This window comes from Flammeovirga sp. SubArs3 (assembly GCF_947387565.1).
GTDB classification, from domain to species: Bacteria; Bacteroidota; Bacteroidia; order Cytophagales; family Flammeovirgaceae; genus Flammeovirga; species Flammeovirga agarivorans.
In genome coordinates, this window is the sequence record NZ_CANDOA010000005.1 from 348,350 (window position 1) to 369,816 (window position 21,467).

Sequence of the window (21,467 nt, forward strand, 5' to 3'; positions counted from 1 at the left end):
TGTACACATACAAAACATTTAAAATTGTATTATTGAAATGTAAAAAAACTGTTTAGCAGTAAACATAATAATTGATATGAATTACAAGAGGTTATTTTTCGTCATACTTTCTATTTTTGGACTTAGTTCTTGTGAGTCTTACGAAGATTACCTTACTGACTTTGATTATTCAACAGTATACTTTCCCTACCAAAGACCTGTGAGAACATCCATTGTAGATAGTGAAGAGAAAATCCATGTAGGTGTAGTATTAGGAGGGGTGAGAGAAAACGAAAAGCGAATTATTTCTAAATTCGAAATACAACCTGAGTTATTAGAAAATACCCCATGGAAATTATTACCCAATGAATATTATACTTTAGGGCATGATTCAGAAATGATTATAGAACCAGGTTCCTTCCAAGGGTTAATTGAAGTAAAATTGAATGATTTATTCTATCAAGATACCCTTACTCTAGCTAATTATTATGCATTACCATTTAAGATATTAAGTTCAACCGCTGATTCAATTATTGTTGGAGATACAGATAGGGGTGTAGCTTCAAGGGATTATATGATTCCAGTATTTAAATACATCAATACATTAGAAGGCAATTGGTATCATCAAGGAGAAGATATCATGTTGAATACAAATGGAGATACGCTTTATCATCAAGTATACAGGAACAAAGATCTAGTAAAAAATAAAGTGACCTTCTTCAAAACGAAATCTAGGTATGAAATCTCTACAAATACTGTAGGTGGTGCTGAAAATGGGGAAATAATACTCCACTTTGGAAACAATGAAGAAGTGATAATTTCTCCCACAGAGGTTTCAAATATTCAAGAAATCACAACCAATATGGCCCGCTATCAGCAAGATGAAAAAGTTTTATTTCTAGATTACAATTACCAAGATCTAGATGGTTATAGACATCAAGTAAAAGATACCCTAACATTCAGAAATCTTGATATAACATTAGAGTTATGGGAGGTAAGTGAATAGATTTACACTTTACAAATAACTTGATTCTCTTTATTATTTTAATGGAGAACTAAACTCCCATAATCTTAAATAATTCTCCTTGTTTACATATAATCGTCCCATCTGATAAATACTTTAATTAGAATAATTTATATGCTACACTGATATTAAAGGTATTTAGTGATTGAGGCTGATAGGGAGTATTGGATGTTCTTGCTTGGTAACTGTAATTTGCCATAAAGGAGAGTCTCTTCAATTGATATCCTAAACCTATCATCCAGCCTAAATACATGGAATTATCATTATTATATACCCCTGTTTGAATTTCGTTTTGTATTCTTCCATGAGATGTAGTGACACCAGTTCTAATAAAGAAGTCTTCATTTGGTAGAATAAATTTTATTCCCAAAGTATGATTAAATAAGTAAGACATCATTAGGTTGTTTCCTTGTGTATTTTTGGGTAGTTCTACATCATTATATTTCCTTTTTCCTGATAACGATACTTTGTTGTCAAGAAATAAGTAGGTTTTGTTTGATGCTTTAAATTCCAAACCAACACCAACTCCATACCATTTATCACTGCCAACATCAGGAACGAAAGAGAATCCCCCATTGACATTCATACTCCATTTATCTTGTGCATTGACGGAACAAGCTAAGAGAACCACGACGACTAAAGCTAAAATATTTTTCATTGTGTTTTTTTGTTATTTCTCTTAATAGGGAAAAGGGGAGTCATAATCCCTAAAACTATATGTAGAATATGATAGCAAACCGTTTCAAGTTAGATAACAAGGAAATCAATAAAGGGGTTTTGTTAATTGAAAGGATTAGAAGAGGATAAGAAAACTTGAAAAGTATTATGTAAAAATTGAACTGCACAATTACATATTTTTTTTTAAATTTAAATAAATATCAACTTTCAGTTAAAGCAAACTCCTTCAATTTTGAATAAAATATTATCATCAGTATTCTTTTTTTTATTATTTAATGTATCAGTGGCTCAAATAAATCTTCCATATTTCAATGATTTTGAAGAAGAAGATTCAATAACTTGGACTTCATATTCTCTACATGATGATATTAAGGTTTGGGAATTGGGTACACCAACTAGTTATATTTTAAATAAACATTCCTCTGGTGTTAAGGCATGGGGGACAAATATAAATGGAAGACCTACTTCTACAGGAAGGTATTATTTAGAAACACCTGATTTCAATTTTTCTGATTCATCAAATTATGTATTAAGCTTTACACATAGTTTTCATTTTTATGTTACCAATTGGGGTTATATTGAATATTCCATTAATGAAGGTGAAAGTTGGCAATTATTATTGGATGATTTAAGTGAAAAAAACCTTTGGATGTACAAACATTCTAATAATGGATATTATTATGGTTGGAGTGGTTTACAATCAGATAGAATCCATTCATCAGCCTATAATTGTACTTTTCTAAAAGGGGAAGATAAGGTGAGATTTCGTTTTGGAGTAAATATTTCACCTTCTAGTGAAGGGTGGTTAATTGATGATTTTAAAATATCAGAATTAGAAAGGAATTATGAAGGTAATAATCACCCTAATAATTATATTACTATTAATGATACTTCAATTATAGGGTCGTATTCTTTTGACTATCATGGATTAGTAGGAGATAATTCTTCTCGTAGAAAAGTAAATATTTATTTATCCACTGAAGAACGTTTTGATATCAATAAATCAATACTTTTAGCTGAAAGCAATTCGATAAAAAATTTAAAAAACAAATATAGTTTACCTGAAAAATTAAATGTAGGAAATTACTATCTACATGCATTCCTAATTCCTGATTCTATTGCATTTGAAACAAATATAGATGATAATATATCTACAATGCCTTTCTCAGTTGATACTGTTTATTCATTACCTTATAAGGATGTTTTTCAGAATAGTGATACATTTTGGAAATCTATGAATCAAAATTTTAAAGAGGATTCAGTTTGGTTTCATGGAGATCATGTATTAGGGTCAAAATATGTAGGTGCCAATTCACGCGAAAATATTATGTATACAGATATGACTTATTATTCCAAAAATGAGTCACTGAGTACGCTTGAGTCCCCATCATTGGATTTATCTGGGAAAGATCAAAAGATGGTAAGCATTTATTTTAATTATCAACCTGGAATCTTTGAAGATAAAGTTAGTTTAGGACTTAATATTAAAAAATCACCAACATATCCATATGAAGAATATAAATTTTCTTATAAGTTTGACAAGGGTTATAGTTTAGATTTAAAAAATAATAATGAATGGAACCATTTCTCAACTCTAATAGATTCCACATTTTATGGTGAAAACATAAAGTTTTATTTTAAATTATATAGAGCAAGTAATTACCCAAATTACATTTATGGTGATGTGGCTATTGATGATTTCTACGTAGGAAAACCATTAGCCGATTTATTGATCATTCCACAGAGTGAAATTTTTGCGTATAATGATGGAAGCACTCATCAAGTACCATTAATCTATAAAAACAATGGATTAGTAGATGCTGAAGGCTTTACAACAAATTTTTATTGGTCTAACGATGATAAACTTGACAATACTGATTCATTACTTTTTAGTTCTAGTATTGAAAGTTTATTAGCAAATGAAAATAAAATTGATACGTTATTAATTGATCTTCCTACCGATAGTATTGGGGTATATTATTTAATTTCTAAAATTGATCCTGATAATTTAGTAGAAGAGATTTGGGATCGAAATAATATCTTAGTCACTCCGGTACATATAAATGCTATACAAAAAACACCATATAGTATAGACTTTGAAAAAGAAACTGAAGGATGGTATCACACATCTTTATTTGGTAAAGATGATTGGGAACATGCCATGAGTACTGAAGGGGAACTAAAGTGGAATAAAGGAAAGGGATTGGTTACAAAACCAAATGGTCCAGTTTCATCTAATTCTATTATGAGACTTTATACACCAACTTTTGATTTAAGTGAGATAGACAATCCTGTATTAGAGTTTGACTTATTGTATGATAATTACTCTAACACTATATACACTTATAATCAACCTCACTTAAACCTTAGCTATTCTACGGATAATGGTTTTACTTGGAGCCTTCTTGATACAACAAATACTTCATTTAAAGGGTGGTATTACAAATCATATTTTAATTCTTCAAATGGTAAAGACTACCAAGATGGGTATAGTATTTCAAAAATACATTATCAAAATCAGGAGAAGTCATTTATAAATTCTAGAGATTATAAAACAAGGGATGCAATTAATGCTGAACAACAAATCTTAGACATAGCGTTCTTAAAAGGTAAAAGGAATGTGAAATTTCGTTATGATTTCATTACTCCAGAATTTTCATATAGTGAGGGAGCTTTAATTGATAATTTTAAAATCCAGGAAAAGTGGAAAAATTTAAAAGTGAGCACTAATAAGACATTATATCTTAGCCCTAAAACTGATCATATTGATCTAGAATTTAAAATTTTTAATGAAGGTAATTATATCACTGAAAAAACAGACATTAAATTTTATTTAGCTAAGGATAGTATTTTAAATAATTCAGCTCTTCAACTTGCCGTTGAAATGGTCCCATTAATTAAACCAGGAAGTCAAGAATATTTTAATCTACAATTCCCTATTGAAGGAATTAATTTAGAAGACTATAGTTATATTATTTACTCTATTGATGATGGTAACCTTGTAAAGGAAACTAATGAAGATGATAATATTGGTGTATGGCCTTTGAACCTTTCTGGCATATTAGATTACCCATATTTTAATACATTTGAGGATACTGTTGTAAATGGTTGGACAGGTTATAGCATTTCATCATCAGGATATAAAAGTCATTTTAGGTTTAGAAATTTATTAGCTCCACATGAATATCGTCAACAATCTGGGCTTAGATCAGGAGTTATGTTTGCAGACCAAGTTAAAAGTGAGCAAAGTCTAACTTTTGTCCCAACAAATTATTTGGAAACACCTAATTTCAATTTCTCAGAAAAAAGTAAGATAATACTATCTTTTGAACTAGCATGTATGGGAGGACCCGAGATGGGTGGAGCTATTGAGTACTCTACCGATGGAGGCAAAAATTGGCAAAACCTTAATGATAAGAAAGGGACAGCATTAAATTGGTATAATATTAAAAAGATTGATGGTATCAATCAATCAGGCTGGGGAGACTATCAATTCGAACTTTTACCAAGAAAAATAGATATCTCATTTTTAGGAGGTGAATCATCTGTAATGTTTAGATTTATCTATCGATCAAGTTGGAAATATTGGGGAGCACAGGTTGAAAAAGGAATTAAAATTGACAACTTTAAGGTGGAGGCTTTTGAACTTGATTATGAATTGGTAGCAGATACAGACATAATTGAGACTAATATTGAAAACCCTGAACTTGAACTCGAATATTCTATCTCTAATAATGGAAATATCTCTGGAGGATTAATTAATAGTTACTTTTATTGGTCATTAGATGAAACACTAGATGAGAATGATAGTTTATTTTATATACAAGAAATAAATGATGTAAACGATCTTAAAGTTAATAACTTCGATATTACACTTAAATACCCTAGAGACTTAGATTCATTAATTTACTATTTATTCATTAAAATTGATGGTGATAATCAATATTTTGAATTGAATGAAGACAATAACTTACATAAAATAAAAGTGATTTTTGATGAATGTATAAACTACAGTATTAATGATACCCCACAAGTCAAATCAATTTCACCAAGTGATGAATCTTTAGATATTAACTATAATATTATTAATAATACTTCAATAAATGGTGTCCCTACTAATACATCATTTTATTGGTCAACAGATAGTATTTTTGATGAAAATGATACTTTAATAATCGATTTTCTCGAACAGGAGGTGAGTAGTTTTTCAGAGATCAATAAAACTATAACTATCCCAAACTTGAAAAATATCACGCAAGAAAAACATTATATATTTTATAAAATTGATGCGAGTGATCAACTTATTGAACAAAAAGAAAATGATAACATTGGATCAATTCAAATATTATATGAACTTCCTGATTTGACACTTTTAGATGATTCAAGGGATTTATTTATGAAGTCTCATGAATCTTTTACTCTACCAGTTAGCATTTCGAATCAAGGTAAAGCAGATGGAAATAGCGTAGATGTATCTGTATATTTATCTTCTAATTTAAATTTTTACAAACGGTTAAAAATTGAAAATCTAAATTTTAATAGAGTAGAAGAAGGTGAAGCAATTGATACAGTTTTAGTTATAGACCAACCTTTTGAATTACTTTATGACAAATATTACATCTTATATATTATAGATGAAGACAAAACAATACTAGAAAGTAATAATTTAAATAACATTGGTGTTGATACTATTCATGTAGAATATCCCAATATTATTCTTAATAAAGTTTCATCTGTTGATTCGATTTTAGGTGATAGTTTGTTGATTAATTATGAGATTTTTAATAAGTCAGACTTTCAATATGACTCAATAGATATTTCTTTTTTTAGTTCAAGGGATACACTTATTAACTCATATGAATTACCTCTCAAAAAAATAAATGTACAAATAAAATCAAATGAAGTTATTAGTGGTAAAGTGTCTATTCCAAGACCAATCTATGAAAATACAAGTTCATTTTATCTAAAAACTAAAGTGAATTACGATAATAAAATTTATGAAATAGATAAAGTAGATAATTATAAGTTTCTTAAATTAAATCTTGGTTATCCAAACTATAAATATATCAATGAAGTTATTGAAGTTTATCCCCAAGACATTAATAATCCTATTGATATTGAAATACCGATAACAAATAATGGGCATTATATAGGTGATGATTCAATTGATATAAATATTTCATGGTCTGGATATAAGGATCAATATTATCATGATCTTAAACAGGATAAAATTTCTAGAATAGCAGTAAACGACACAACTATTTATCACTTAACATTCAACTATCCTGAATCAGGAAGGTCTAGTTACTATATTCGATATTCTTTGGATGAGAATAAAAGAATATTTGGAGATACTTTAACTGATAATCTTGGCTATATCAGAGTATATAAAGAATTAGTGAACTTTTATATAAGTGAATTTGAAGATATTGCAGTTAAGAATAATCAAAATAGTATATCAATTCCATACACAGTGAATAGAGAGTATCATAATCCCTTCATCATGGATACTATTTCGACCCATTTTTATTTGTCTTTAGATTCAATTTACGATGATTCTGACCAACTTATTATAGCTAATGATAGAGTAAACTTTTTGCAATATAAATCGTCTCTATCTGATACTATAAATATTCAATTACCGACTTCTAGTATTGAAAATGATTATTACGTCATTTACAAAATAAATGACGATAATAATAGATTAGAATCAAATTATTCTGATAACACTGGGTACATTAATATTGCTATTGAGTCTGTGTTAACATCACTTGATGATGCAAAGTATAACAGTAATCAAATATTTCTTTTTGATAGATATTTAAATATTAATCTTTATGAAAATGATCATCAAGGTTTATTTGATATTAAATTGATTAATGTAAGTGGACAGGAAGTATTTTCCATTTTAGATCAAGATCTAACTAGCCAAAGTAAATTTTTAATACCACAAAAAATACCTAATGGTATATATACAGTGATACTAAAAAACAATAGTACCAAGAAAGTTCTTGTTGAGAAAATAGGCATTTTCTAACGCTATAAAATAAAATAATATTTATTATGTTAAATAGAGATAGAGTTTGAATTCAAAAAACTTGTATTAGAAATTAACTGTTAACACCTATTACTATTTTATAGTATTGTTAGGTGATTATATATAAAAAGTTAGGGTCTTAATTTTGAGACATAGTATATTACTAACTGAACTGTAGGATTATATCATTTGTCTTTTGCTAAATTAATGCAGAATTGGTAACTAAAAACTATCCTTAAGTTACTTTAGAAAGCTCAGGTTTTAGGTTTACTAGATGTGATTATTCAAGATAATAAAATATGAAATACTCAATTTTTTTTATTCTTTTACTATTTGGATGCTCTAAAAATATAGAACCAAAAGATATTTTATTAAATGCTTTAACCAATACACAAAAACATCAAAACAGTAAATTTACAGTTACTATAGCTACTAAATATTTGGGAGATACTACGATTTATAGTGGTATTATACAAAAAGGAACAATACTGAAAAATGAAAATGACTCAATAATCAATTATATTTTTGAAGCTGGAAATGATAAAGTAATAGGTATTGATACAGGAATTATTTCTATAGATTATTCTAAATCAAAAGCTGAGATCTTAAATAACAAACAGTATAAAGCTAAAAATGAAGATTATAGAAGTGATATTTCAAGAACATATCCACCAATAACAGATAATGAGAAGATATTAAAAAGAGTGCTGGATTCTACAACTGTATTTACATTATTAGATTCAGGGAATTTTTATAGAGTTATAACTAAAACTAATACTACTCTTGAAAACAAGAGTAATTCTCCCATTAAAATAAATAGTATCGAATATATATTTACAATAAATAAAGGCAATAATATTATAGAAAAATATGAAGAAATTAGTAAAGCTAATTTTTTAGGCAAGCCTGATAAACAACATATTATAAAAGAAATATCTGATTATAGTTTTGATGAACTTGATAAAAAGTTATTTACATCACAAAATATTGAGGAGTTTATTACAATTTACACTAAAGATACTGATGAGATAATTGACTTAAGTATTAATGAAAATTATAAACTTGATTATAACTATCATAAAAAATATACTCTACTAGATTTTTCTTATTCTTCTTGTTACCCCTGTTTATTATCAATACCAATAATTTCAAATTTACATAATGACTTTAATAATGTTTTAGATATAGTTATGATTGATTTTGATGATAATGAAGAAAAAATCAATCAGCTAAAAAAACATTATAAAATTCAATATAAAATACTGAATGATTCAACAAATGAAATAACTAACAATTATAATATTAAAGTCTTTCCAACTCTGTTATTATTAGACAAGGATGGAAATGTAATAAACCAGTATTATGGATATAGTGATGATTTATATGATGTAATATCCCAAATGTTAATCTAATTTAACCTCCTATTTCTATTCGAATAAGTACTGTAGTTTAAAAGAATATTAGTATGTAAAACTATGATTAAGTCCCCTACTCCTTCTCAAAAATAATGTTTCTCTCAGAATCTTTTTTATAGATATTTTTGGCCTTAAGTCCTTTTTTCTTGTTTGGGCGGTAGTGATTATTATTGGGATTAAGGATACACTCGACTTGGTACTCAATCATTTTTTCAAATGGAAGTAGAAAGTCTGTAGTTTCGCATTGCTCTACATCGGCTTTATTAAGTAGGTTGAGTACTGTATGGACCGACTCAATTGTACTAAGACAAAGTGATTCTGGCTGTTGTTTAAGAATAAATTTTGATTTTATCTTATTGTCAAAGCTTACTCTTGGTAAGGCTTGTAAATTTTTACTTAGTCTAAGCATTTTACGAGCACAAGGCCATGTACCATCAAGAATAAAAAGATGTGGAGCATCACCCAAAAAAGTATTGATTTCAGTACTGCTTCTTTCTGATAAATTGAAATTCTCTTTTCCTGGATAAAGTAAGAAAGAACTACTGGCTTCTTTCGTTAGAATTTCATTGACGCGTTTATTATTAGTAAAATCAACATCAACTATAATTTCTGAATTTTCAAGTTGAAGTTTTGTCATATGCCCTGTCCCATTTTTCTCCTTTCTATATTCCATAGGATGCATAAGAATGACAAAACGAGTCTTTGTTTGTAAAGGTTTTGTGTATTTACAAATACATGAGACAGAAGGTCTCATACATTTATAACATTTGACTCTAGGATTTTCTATATCAACGCGCAAAGTAAATATCTTTTTTTAATTGACCCTAACAGTACGATAAAGAATAAAAAGGCTAAACTTTATTACAGTTCAAAAGGTCATAAATTGAATTCGGCTGCTAACTTAATTATTTTCAAAGTTGAAGCAAAAGCTTTATTTGAAATATTTGTTTATTGGTGATGTACCAACGAAAAGTATTTTCCTTCGATTGTTTAATTTAACAAAAAAGCCAAAGGTTCTTCCTTCAGCTTTTTTGATTTCATCTGATGATGTATAAATGTTTACTTTTTAATGAACTTAATAGTACTCCCTTTTTCTATTTGTAAAATATAGACTCCAGACGGAAGGTGGCTAATATTGACTGTTCTATCACTCCAACATTCCATCATTAATATACCCTGAAGATTGACAATATGTATTTGAGATGTTTTCTCTAGTCCTTGAATTGTCAATAGATCAGTAGCAGGATTTGGAAACACCTTAATAGTATTTTTTTCCTGATGAATATTCGTCACTGTAGATTTCCTCTCAGCCAAGTAGAGTGTGAAATTTGGTATATTAATATCATTTGAGGCGATCGAAAATACACCTACATTATTTGTGTTTTGCTTTTCATTATAATGAATTGTGATATCCAATGTTTCTTCTGGTCGTAGAAAAGTGATTTCTTGATTATACTCGGTCGTAAATGCCTTATTATTAATGTTTACGTTATCCAATTCTAGAATTTCATTTCCAATATTTTTCAAGGTCAGTTGATAGGACTCAATTTTGTCGAAATCTATTGTTGTATTTGTAGTTATAACATCTAGACTACTCACCTCAATAACAGGTACCTTATTGGTAAACTCAACATAAAAAGTAAATCTATTTCTATTTGGTTCATCCGTATTTATTTCGACCTTCGTTGAAAATGTCCCTGGAACTTTTGGAGAGGTAGCTTTCATTTTTACTTCTACTTCTTCTTGAGGTGCAAGTTGGATAGGGAACTGTGGTGTTTCAAAATTGAGGTCAAATTTATCTGTATTTGCCATAACCAATGATTGTATATTTAATGGAGCTCCTCCCCTATTTTTTAACACATAGGTATATTCACGATCTTGATCGATAGTTAAACTTCCAAATTTTTCGGTATCTCCATCCCAAACGGCCATTGTACCTGATGGATTACTAATATAAAGATCTGATTTTACAGGATTAGCTGTCAGTTTTACAGTCTGAATAGGATATAAATAATCATTGGTTTCAACAGAAAGCACGACATCAATCAACTCATTAAATTTGCTTGTATTGCAGATGACTTTGATTTCTCCTTTTCCGCCTGAAGTGATCTCTGTTTGTGTAAAACTCTTTATTGCAAAATCTGTTTGGAGAGGATTCTTAAAATTCACATTATTGATGGTAACAGGTAAATTCCCTTCATTCTCTACAAGAATGACCACCTCCTTACCATGGTTGATATCAACCCGACCAAAATCTATGGGATAGTCTTCGGTCACGGTATTTCCATTGTAGGTTAAGGTACTTTCGGTAAATTTATGAATCCCATTGACGACAAGTCGAATGTCTTTATCTTCAAAATTATTAGAAATAAGATCTATTGGAAAAGAAGTTACAGGATAGTTTCTGTGATGAGGCTTAAATGTAAAATCAAGTTTTTCTCTTCCATTAGGAGCAATCGTACTACCTGAAAGGATAAATGACATTTCTTCAAAGCTATCATTTATCTCAATTACATCGGATATACTTAATGCTACGTTTCCAATATTTCTTATAAAAAGCTCTCCCTGTATTACTGTGCCATTTTGGGTAGATGGTAGATTATAACCTAATCTATAATCAATCTCATTTCCTTCCTTATCTTCAAATTGTAATATAGCCTCTTCCACAGTAGTCGAAAAATCTACGACAATCTTAGGTTGGTCAGGGTCAGTCGTATTGAATGTTAGGGATACATCCTTTTGGCCAATACTTGAAGGGACTAATGACAAGGTGTAAGTTAAAGATGCATTGGGTGGTATCGTTTTAAAAACACCACTGTTCGAAAGGGTATATTCTTTTTTTGCTGCACCTTCAATTTTTACTCCATTAATAGTAAGGTCGGTATTTCCAGTATTTTTGATCACAAAATCATAGGTCTGTACTTGGTGTGGAATAGGGTCTTTTACTATAGAGTTTTGAGTAGTTAATTTATTTCCTTCAAAATAAACTTCTGTTACGGGTGCCAAGACATTTCCTGTTATCATAATATCTATCGCATCTTTTTGTCCACGTTGCAATACATGTTTAAGTGTTGCTTGTATAGGCCCCTTTTTCTTTGCTTGGAAGTAAATGTTGTTATTATAGTTCTCACCAGGAGCAAATACTTCTTTTGCTTGAAACGAATAGTCTAAACGATGGGTATTATTATTAACTATTGGAGGTTCCACATACATATAACCTTCTCCATTATTCGTCATATTTAAGGTGAAATTTTTACTCTCTCCTATTTCCATATTCCCTAGATCAATCGTATTATTTGTGACGGGGTAATCGGACGAAGTGATTAATAATTCTCCTTCTTTATCATTTACTAATGTCGTAAATGTAACTACAGGTTCTTGAGTATCTGTCGTCGTAAATGTAACTGTAGATTCTTTTCTATCTATGTTATCTGATGGACTATAGAAACAGAAAATGGATGTTTTATTTTTGGGTTGAATAGTTAATACCTCATTCTGATAAAAGGTAAAAGCACTATTTTCTGATATTGAAATTTTTGAAATTATAAGTTCTTCATTATCAGATTCATTCTTTATAATTAATTGCCTTGCCATCAAAGAAGGATGAACACCAGGATTCCCAAAATTGATAGAGGAATTATTAGAAAAAGCGATTTCTTCATTTTTATCATTCAGTGTATACAAAGCTAGTTTTCCTTGTGATAACACTGAGGTGGAAGTTGCTAAAATTAGTATAGATAAAAGATGGAGAGAAGTTAAATTTACTCTTAACATTAGGTTTTGATATTTAGTTGAAATGGAGAGTTAGTACCTCTCAGAATTTCAGTAGTAATGGATTGAATAGATTGAAAATTATTTTGTAAGATTAATTTATAGGTGTTGAAATAACAACATATAGATCATCCTTTTTACGGATCTAATTCGTAATTGACAATTATTAATAACTCACTCAAATTATGACGGTTATTATATATGTTTAATTGAAAGTAAGGTAGAATGCGACATTCTACCTTTCCCTTTTTTATCACTTAGACGTTGGTTTGTAGTTTGGATTTTTAGTCGGCATTTGAGCTCCAACTTCTTTTTTCCATACTTTCATCTTTTTCTTTAATTCTGAGAATTTTGCCTTTTCAGACTTCACTAGGTTATTTTGTTCACCAATATCATCTCTTAAATTGTATAGCTCATAATTTCCATTCTCGATATTATGAATGAGTTTCCAATCTTCTTGAATAACAACAGTATGAGGAACTGCACCTTGGCTATGATAATGAGGGTAATGCCAATACAATGGTCGAGAATAATAATGCTCAGTTTGGTTGAATTCTACGATGGAGATACCATCCCATTGCTCTTGAACATCCTTTTCAATTTTTAGATGTGCTAACTGTGCTAAAGTAGGCAAATAGTCTATAGAAGAGACTGCATAGTCGACCTTGTTAGGTGTTAAATTTGGTGCATAAATCATTGTTGGAACTCGAATACCACCTTCATAAATGGTGCCTTTTCCTCCTTTTAATGGTAAATTATTAGTGACTTTACGTTTAGGCTTTCCTATTAATCCTCCATTATCAGAACTAAATAGAATAATAGTATTTTCCATCAAACCCAAATCTTCTACTTTGTTTAATACTTGACCGATAGCTTCATCGACATGTTCTATCATGGCTGCATAAGTAGGATTACTATGGTATTTGCCTTTCTCTTTGTTCTTATATTTATCAACTTTTTCAGCCCTTGCCTGTAGAGGTGTGTGTACATTATAAAACCATAGATTAACAAAGAATTTTTCATTTTTATTTTCCTCAATATAAAGGCATACATCTTTGGCTAATCGCTCAGTTAAGTACTCATCCTGAGGTCCATCTTTTAACCTTGGGTTTCCGTAAGGCATAAAATAACCATTATAACCTTTCTTCTTATTTTTATGAGGAGCACCTTTGCTCCAACCTCCATGGTTTTCATCGAAGCCATGGTTTTCTGGCCAGTATCCCTCATCTTCCCCTAAATGCCATTTTCCAAAATGAGCTGTTTTGTATCCGTTTTCCTTAAATAATTTACCGACGGTCTGTTGGCTTGTTTCTAGGTACATGGTCCATTCAGGAACTGAATACTTTGCATATGGCATCTTCCATCCTTCAATCCAATCGGTCAAATTCAGTTTTGCAGGGTACTTTCCTGTAACAATACTTGCTCTTGTAGGTGAACACACATTACAAGATGCATAAGAGTTTGTATAAACAATTGATTTTTCAGCAAACTTGTCTAATGCTGGTGTTTCATAATAATCACTTCCATAACTACTTAAATCCTTCCAACCTAAGTCGTCAACAATAATTTGTATTACATTATACTGTTTTTGTGAATATCCTACCTGAGTAAGCCCCAATAATAATATGAATAATACCTTTTTCATTTTAGAATGTCTTATCTTTTTTTACCAATACCTTAATAATATCTTTCATCACAATACTTTCATCATAACCATTTTCAGCGGTATACAATTGGCATGGAATATTTAATTCCCTACATTTTTCATTAAAATAGTAACCGTAATTTGCTGAATGTACGGGGTCTTTGATTTTAGGATTCTCTAGCTGAATTGAACTTGGGTAGTAAAGGTATAACGCAGGGTACCTCTTTCCTTTTTTCAGAAGATCATAGGGTGAATATTCATGAACTTCTTTCAAAATTTCATCCCTATTATTTAGAAAGTTTTTATAGTTAGCTTTCTTATTTTTTGGTTCCAATTCTAGGTTAAATGCAAGTGCTCCATATTTATTATTTGGAATCCATTGCTTAACCATTTTCGGATCTAAAGAAGTCTGCGCTCTTATCGCAAAAACTGCATTTATTGATTTTCGTAATTGCTTGTACTTTTTTTCATGGCTTACACTGCTATTCAAACCAATGATTAAGCTGCTACAAGCACCAGCTGACCCACCACATAAAGCGATATTATTTTTATCGATATTAAATTCAGTATCATGATCTAATACATAATGTAAAGCTTTAAGCATATCATTTATTGGTACACTTACTTTTGGATAAATAGCATTATCTACGTCCTTCAATAAACGGTAATTCACAGTAATTACCGATATTCCATTGTCTAAAAAAGGCGTGAGATCTGGAAAAAACTTTTTCTGATGGATGTCTTTCTTATCTCCCCCTTTCCATGCTCCTCCATGAATAAAAAATAAAAGAGGAGTAGGTGCTGTCGATGTAGCTTGAAAAAAATCAAACACTTGTGCTTGCTCATTACCATATGCCACATTGGAACGAGTAGCTTCAATTGATATATTTTGGCCAATTACAGCTTGACAAAATAATAGGAGAAAAATGTGTACTAATATTTTCATTATAATTTTTGAATTTTTGATGTAAAGTAATCTGTAGGAGACTCAAACTTTATGATATACACACCTGTTTGAAGATGGAGAGTTTTAATATCAATGCTTTTCTGGTTTGTAATAAACTCCTGATAAAGAATATTACCCAAAAGGTCATAAATAGAGATTCTTCCAGATTTTGCTTCTTGGAATTTTACAAAGAAATATGAATCGAAAGGGTTTGGTCCTAAAAACCATGAGCTCTTAAAATCATAAATATCAGTAGGTATTTGACCTTCTAAAGGAGGTTGTTCTGGATCTACATTTTCTTCTTCTTCTTTCACCTCAGATAAAAGAAAAGCTTTTATTGCTTGATCCAGTGAATCTATAGTTGCATTCACTGTATATTGTGGTCTACAGTTTTTGCCAATTAGTGTTGCATCATCAATGTTAAGAAGTAAGGTATCCACAGCAGTCTGAGGGAAGTCACCTACTGAAGTGCCAACGCTTATTGCTTTGATAATTGTGTAGGCTTCACTAATCTTATCATTTAGAGGTTGGTAATCTATTTTGTTTTTAATGTTTAATGCATCAAAGTAAATAGTACCTTCATTCTTATAGACTTTGCTAAAAGTAGAAACCAGTTTATCTATTTTTTCATTGATTACTTTAACTCCTTTTTCTACTAATAATCCATTGATATATATATCCAACGATTTACCTTCATAAATAGAAAGTTTGACTCTATAGTTTTTATTCTTTTCAAACTTATCTGATAATAAAGCATTTTCATCTAGAAATGTTGTGACCTGCTCTCCTTCTATAGAATTTGTATAAAAAATATTATATCTGTTATCACCTCCAATCAATAGAGAAAGAATATAATTTCCTTCCGATGAGATAAAATCTATAGTATTTGACAGGTGATTTTTACCAGCAGAAAAAGTGAAATTTAGTTCATAATTATCATCTAATTCAGTTGCTATTTGATATTGTATGGTAGGTATTGAATTTTCAGAACTAAGCTTATTCAATATCAAGTGCTTGTTTTCAACGAAAACTTCCTTTTCGGTTCCGTTGATGATGGACCAATTTTCTGACAATGATATGGATTCAAAGTTTTCTTCTTCCACCATACAATCATATCCATTGGTTTCAGGAATTGTTATTTCTTCTTCTTCAATATTATTTTTAGCCCTCTCATTAATCATATACAAAGCACCTTTACAAGTCGTTTGCACATTATTTCTTATCGATCGATACAATTTATCGATATCATCCGAAGCAGGTAGATTATCAATAACTTCTTCATATAGACCAGTAAATTCATTCTGGTTGGTGAAGTAATCTTGTATATTTCTTAAAGAGTGCCACTGATGGAACAAATCCTCACCTTTTGCATATTCCTGAAGTAATTCAAGAGCTTTTTCGTTTCTTGTTTGCTGATATAAAATAGTGGCCGCTTCAATTCGAATAAAGCTTCTTTCTTGAGTATCAAAAGCAATTTCCTCGACTTCCTTAAGATAGGGAATTACATTAGACAGTTGATTTCTAAGTCCATAAATTGCCCAATAACGTACTAAATCTATATCACTATTTAAGGCTTCTATTTGTTCTTCAATCACTTCTTTTCCTTTTCCAGATAAGTTGGCTATCGGAAGAATTTTAGTTAATGGATATATGTCTTCATCAAATTTAAACTCGTAAGGAGTGAGCCCCGTTTTCAGGTAGATATTAATCATTTCCCCATATGGAATAAACTGAAGATCTCTTGTTTCCAAAATCTGTTGATTACAAAAATCCCTCATTTTTTCTAGCTGTTCTTTATACTGAGGATCATCGGCTAGGTTATTCATTTCCCAAGGATCATTTTTTGTATCATATAGTTTTTCATACTTCCTGTGGTCATAGAAAAGTGAGGTTTGAAAATCATTTAATCGTCCATTCCATAAATCATTTCTAACCGTTTGATATAATTCCGATTTACCTGTATAGTTTTTAAATTTCATCTCAGGTAACGAAGTGTTATATACTCTTGAATAGCTAAAGTTATTGTCTGCTACTTCTCTTGTGATATCTCTAATCTCGTCTGCTGCATCTTTAGCTCCAAAATACATTTCCTTAGTATAGTTTTTAGCTAAGAAATTTACTCCTTCCATATAATCAGGAACTTTTATACCCGTTAATGAAAGTACTGTTGCTGCTAAATCTTCAAAACTTATTACCCGATCAGATGTAGTTCCATTGTCAATACCAACCAATGCTTTAAATTTTTCGGGAACATAAACATAAAGTGGCACTTGATGACCAATGTTTAAGCCATTCCCTTTTCCGCGAGGCATGGCTTCGCCATGATCAGAATAGATAAATACAATTGTACTTTCTGTCAGTCCATCCTTTTCTAATTCATCGAGTATTTCTCCAATTTTATAATCTGTATAGTTGATACAATTGTAAATCCTGGCGAAGTGTTCTTTCATTTCTTCCGAATCCTTTAAATAGGGAGGTACTATTGCATCTTCAGGTTTTGTCTTTAATTCATCAGGAAGATTATCCAATACTTCCTTTTTGTAATTGCTATATGAATTGACATACTTTCTACTTGTATGAGTATACATTAGATTAAATACACTAAAAAAGGGTTGATCAGGTTTCCTATTTTTCCATGTTGCTGTAGCACTACTTTCGTTCCAAGCTTCATTCGTAAAACCAGAAGCATCAAGTACATTATAATCTGTCTTCAGATTATTGGATGTATAATACCCATGGTCTCTTAAGTAGGTTGGAAATCCTTTGATGAAGTTTGGAAAAGGAATATTACCCCTATGATTTCCTGTACCAATAGATGTCGCATGCATTCCCGTAATAATAGCAGATCTTGATGCAGAACATATGGTAGCTGTCGAAAAAGCAGAATTAAACTGAATACCCATTTCTGAAATTTTATCCATCACCGGTGTTATTGCCGCTTGATTATTGTAGATCATATGAGGTGATGTATCCTCAAAAGTGATCCATAGAATATTAGGCTTATCATTCTCTGCTGTACCTAAATGAGGAAATAGGTGTGTTAGTATTAGTAAAAAAGTAATAATCTTGAAATTCATACTTTAATGATGATCAATATATAATGATTAAAAAATAAGTGAGTAAGTCAATTTCTTTTTTTACATGAGTGTATAACTTACACTCCAAAATTGGTGGTGTTGTATAAATAAATGAGAAAATAATTCCCTTTTAGGGAGGGGATATTTAACTAATTTGGATGAGTACTCATTTTTATTCAATAAAAAAGGGTATCAGTCCTTTGAACCAATACCCTTCTTCTACTTAAAGGATTATATTACCATAATTCCAACTCCATATCTAGGTTTCGGAACGTTAATGTATCCATTACATGATGTTTAATACCATCGGTATCAGAATAGTTGTAGTCTAAATATAACTCATTAGTATTCGCATTATATTCTGATAAATTATTGGTTACTTCTGTGATAGGTGAACCTTCAAAAGGCTCCACTTCTACTACATTATCTGAAGAAATATCGATTTGTAATCTACCATTGTTTGTACTTCCAATACCATTGGTAGATACTTTATTTTTCGCTAAAGTATTTAAGATCCAAACATCATTCTTCACCATGTCTTTATGGCTGTACACATTAGATACTAAAGTATCTCCCTGAGGATCAAAACTTGTATCTACTCCATGATGGTACCAATTTCCCTCTAGGTAATGAATAAACTTAAACACTGGAATCATATAATTCTTCGCCAATACACCATTTTCAGTAGAACCTGTAAGCACTGAATCTGCTGTAGATTGTGTGATCAAAAGTGGTAATGCATAATGGTTAGTAATCGCTTTAGGATCATCATAAAATGCATCAGTAAAATTGATCTCCACTAACCCCTGAAAAGTACCAGGTTCAACCACCATTTCAGAAGTATGACCAAGAGTATAGTATTCTTCTGGAAGAAGTTCCCAAGATGTTTCATTCAACAGAGATTCATTGATTTCAAATTGAGTGACTACCCTATCTTTATTTTCTCTTTTCCCACCTAATACAACACCTACATTTGTTTTCTGTTCGCTATCTAGAACGACAGTTCTTACAGGTTGTTGATAAGGAAAATAGACAATAGAATAATCAAAGTCTGTTAGATAGTCTTCGTAAGGCTCACAAGAAGTAAAAGTTATTAATGATAAGCCGATTACCAGATACTTATTTATAAAATCTTTCATATTATTTAATTCTTACTACCAACCTTTATTTTGTACAATATTGTTACTTTTCATGATCTCATCGTAAGGGATAGGACCATACATCATATAATCCATATATGAACGTTCTTCCACATCAATTACATGATAAGAGTACTTCGTTTCTCCTTTTGTGATTTCGATCCCTTGAGCAGCTGTATTGATGACATCTAAATTATATTCCCACCTTCTTAAATCGTAAAAACGGTGACTTTCAAATGCTAATTCAATTCTTCTTTCATTATGAATGAGTTCTCTAAATGCATCTCTACCTTGACTTGCTACTTCAGTTAGGTAAGCATGATCGCTTAGGGTAGCTCTTTCTCTTACTTTTTTCAATGCTTCAAATGCTGTGATTTTACAATTCGGAGGAACAGCATTCGGTCCTACTAATTCGTTTGCTGCTTCAGCATAATTTAGGTAAGCTTCCACTTCTCTAAATAAAGCATAGTAATGACGATCAGTACTTTCACTACCTGGAGTTAACGAGATGTTCGGGTTTACAAATTTCTTTAAATAGTACCCTGTTTTAGTATAGTACGAGTAATTTTCTTCGGTGTCTTTTCCTCCAACAAAAGTTTCAATTGAGTCTCCTCTAAACACTGCATCATTATAGATGATCATTGTGTAAAACCTTGGATCTCTACCTTCATAAGGATTTTCGGCATCGTAGTTACTCAACTCAGAAGTAATAGGGTAACCGTTTTCCATTGGAAATGCATCTACCAAATTTTGTGTTGGATTTGTAAAACCTTTACCATTTAAACTTGGTGGATAGTTTTTCTTTTCAAAATCGTTAGTCGAATTCGAAGTCGTTAAGATAGGCTTTCCTTTATTTTGCCACCAAAACATATCAGGATCCCAAGCAGGTAAACTACCCACTTTGTCAATGAATTCTTGACTAAGGATTGCTGTTCTTAACCAATTCTCAGATTGAGTATTTCCTCCTGTTCTATCATAGAAGGCAGGACTTGCCGCATATAGTGCCACTTTAGAAGCCAATGCAAATGCCGAATTCAAATTTGCTTTACCAACATTGTTGATAGCAAAACTTGGACTATCGTAATCACTTGTGAGGTACTTCTTAGCAGAGTCAAGATCATTTAAAATATAATCGACACATTCCGCATAAGTATTTCTTGGTAAATGTACCGAGTAAGGTCTACTTGTATCGATAATAGGTACGCCTAATACAGCACCGCTTTCGTCTTTACCCGCATGATTTTTCAATAATTGGAAATTGAAAAAAGCTCTTAAAAAAGATGCTTCTCCATACATTCTACATTGGTACAAAGAATCTGTTTCAAGATCATCAAAATAAGTAAATTCTATTGTGTTGGTATATTGCGTTGAGTCAAAATACTTTTCGTTTAAGCCGTACTCTAAGAACTCATTTATATTTCTGATCGCTTGATAAGAATCATTCCATGTATTGATGGGGTTAAGGTCAGCATTCCAACCACCTAAAGACATATTTCTCACCTCAGATCCAACCTGACTTGATATAGCATTGTCTGTAGCACAATCTAAAATATCATTACCTAGGTAATCATACGATTTAGGAAATTTATTGTATACGTAGTTCAATACTCCTTCTGCAAAGTCAGGATCTTTCCATACTTGTTCTGGAGATAATTGATTATCTGCATCTGGCTCTAGGTACTTAGAACAACTAGAAAATAGAGCAGTCCCAAGCAGTAATACTAATCTAATTTTATTATTTAACTTCATCACTTAC

At 30.7% G+C, this 21,467-nt stretch carries 11 protein-coding genes; 3 read left to right on the forward strand and 8 right to left on the reverse strand.

Going from position 1 to position 21,467, the window contains the following annotated elements:
* Positions 1 to 76: 76 nt before the first annotated feature.
* Entirely contained in the window at positions 77 to 985 is a 909-nt protein-coding gene (locus QL232_RS16190) for a DUF1735 domain-containing protein (protein WP_281614899.1), read from the forward strand.
* Positions 986 to 1,103: 118 nt separating this feature from the next.
* On the opposite strand, the gene QL232_RS16195 is transcribed toward QL232_RS16190, so the two are convergent.
* Entirely contained in the window at positions 1,104 to 1,661 is a 558-nt protein-coding gene (locus tag QL232_RS16195) for an outer membrane beta-barrel protein (protein WP_281614900.1), read from the reverse strand.
* A gap of 252 nt (positions 1,662 to 1,913) precedes the next feature.
* Here QL232_RS16195 and QL232_RS16200 point away from each other — a divergent pair, with 252 nt between their 5' ends.
* Positions 1,914 to 7,718, forward strand: coding sequence for a CARDB domain-containing protein (locus QL232_RS16200; protein ID WP_281614901.1), 5,805 nt, complete (start codon positions 1,914 to 1,916; stop codon positions 7,716 to 7,718).
* A 299-nt stretch (positions 7,719 to 8,017) separates the two neighbouring features.
* Positions 8,018 to 9,130 (forward strand): TlpA disulfide reductase family protein, encoded by a 1,113-nt coding sequence (locus tag QL232_RS16205; protein ID WP_281614902.1) that lies wholly within the window; start codon positions 8,018 to 8,020, stop codon positions 9,128 to 9,130.
* A gap of 76 nt (positions 9,131 to 9,206) precedes the next feature.
* Here the strand turns inward: QL232_RS16205 and QL232_RS16210 are convergent, their stop codons facing one another.
* The 7 genes from QL232_RS16210 to QL232_RS16240 form a co-directional block, all read right to left on the reverse strand.
* Positions 9,207 to 9,932, reverse strand: a complete 726-nt coding sequence (locus QL232_RS16210) for a tRNA-uridine aminocarboxypropyltransferase (RefSeq protein ID WP_281614903.1) — start codon at positions 9,930 to 9,932, stop codon at positions 9,207 to 9,209.
* A 260-nt stretch (positions 9,933 to 10,192) separates the two neighbouring features.
* Positions 10,193 to 12,907 carry a choice-of-anchor D domain-containing protein gene (locus tag QL232_RS16215; protein ID WP_281614904.1) on the reverse strand — a complete coding sequence of 905 codons (2,715 nt, stop codon included), beginning with the start codon at positions 12,905 to 12,907 and terminating at the stop codon, positions 10,193 to 10,195.
* A gap of 250 nt (positions 12,908 to 13,157) precedes the next feature.
* Complete coding sequence (locus QL232_RS16220) at positions 13,158 to 14,549, reverse strand: sulfatase (protein WP_281614905.1); 1,392 nt, start codon at positions 14,547 to 14,549, stop codon at positions 13,158 to 13,160.
* Between the two features lies 1 nt (position 14,550).
* On the reverse strand, positions 14,551 to 15,495 hold the full coding sequence (locus QL232_RS16225; protein ID WP_281614906.1) for an alpha/beta hydrolase: 945 nt from the start codon (positions 15,493 to 15,495) through the stop codon (positions 14,551 to 14,553).
* Positions 15,495 to 18,572 (reverse strand): sulfatase-like hydrolase/transferase, encoded by a 3,078-nt coding sequence (locus tag QL232_RS16230; RefSeq protein WP_281614907.1) that lies wholly within the window; start codon positions 18,570 to 18,572, stop codon positions 15,495 to 15,497. The genes QL232_RS16225 and QL232_RS16230 overlap by 1 nt, the downstream gene beginning before the upstream one ends.
* 236 nt (positions 18,573 to 18,808) lie before the next feature.
* A complete protein-coding gene (locus QL232_RS16235) occupies positions 18,809 to 19,711 on the reverse strand; it encodes a DUF1735 domain-containing protein (protein WP_281614908.1) in 903 nt (300 codons plus the stop codon).
* 15 nt (positions 19,712 to 19,726) lie between these two features.
* Positions 19,727 to 21,460 carry a RagB/SusD family nutrient uptake outer membrane protein gene (locus QL232_RS16240; RefSeq protein ID WP_281614909.1) on the reverse strand — a complete coding sequence of 578 codons (1,734 nt, stop codon included), beginning with the start codon at positions 21,458 to 21,460 and terminating at the stop codon, positions 19,727 to 19,729.
* Positions 21,461 to 21,467 lie beyond the last annotated feature (7 nt).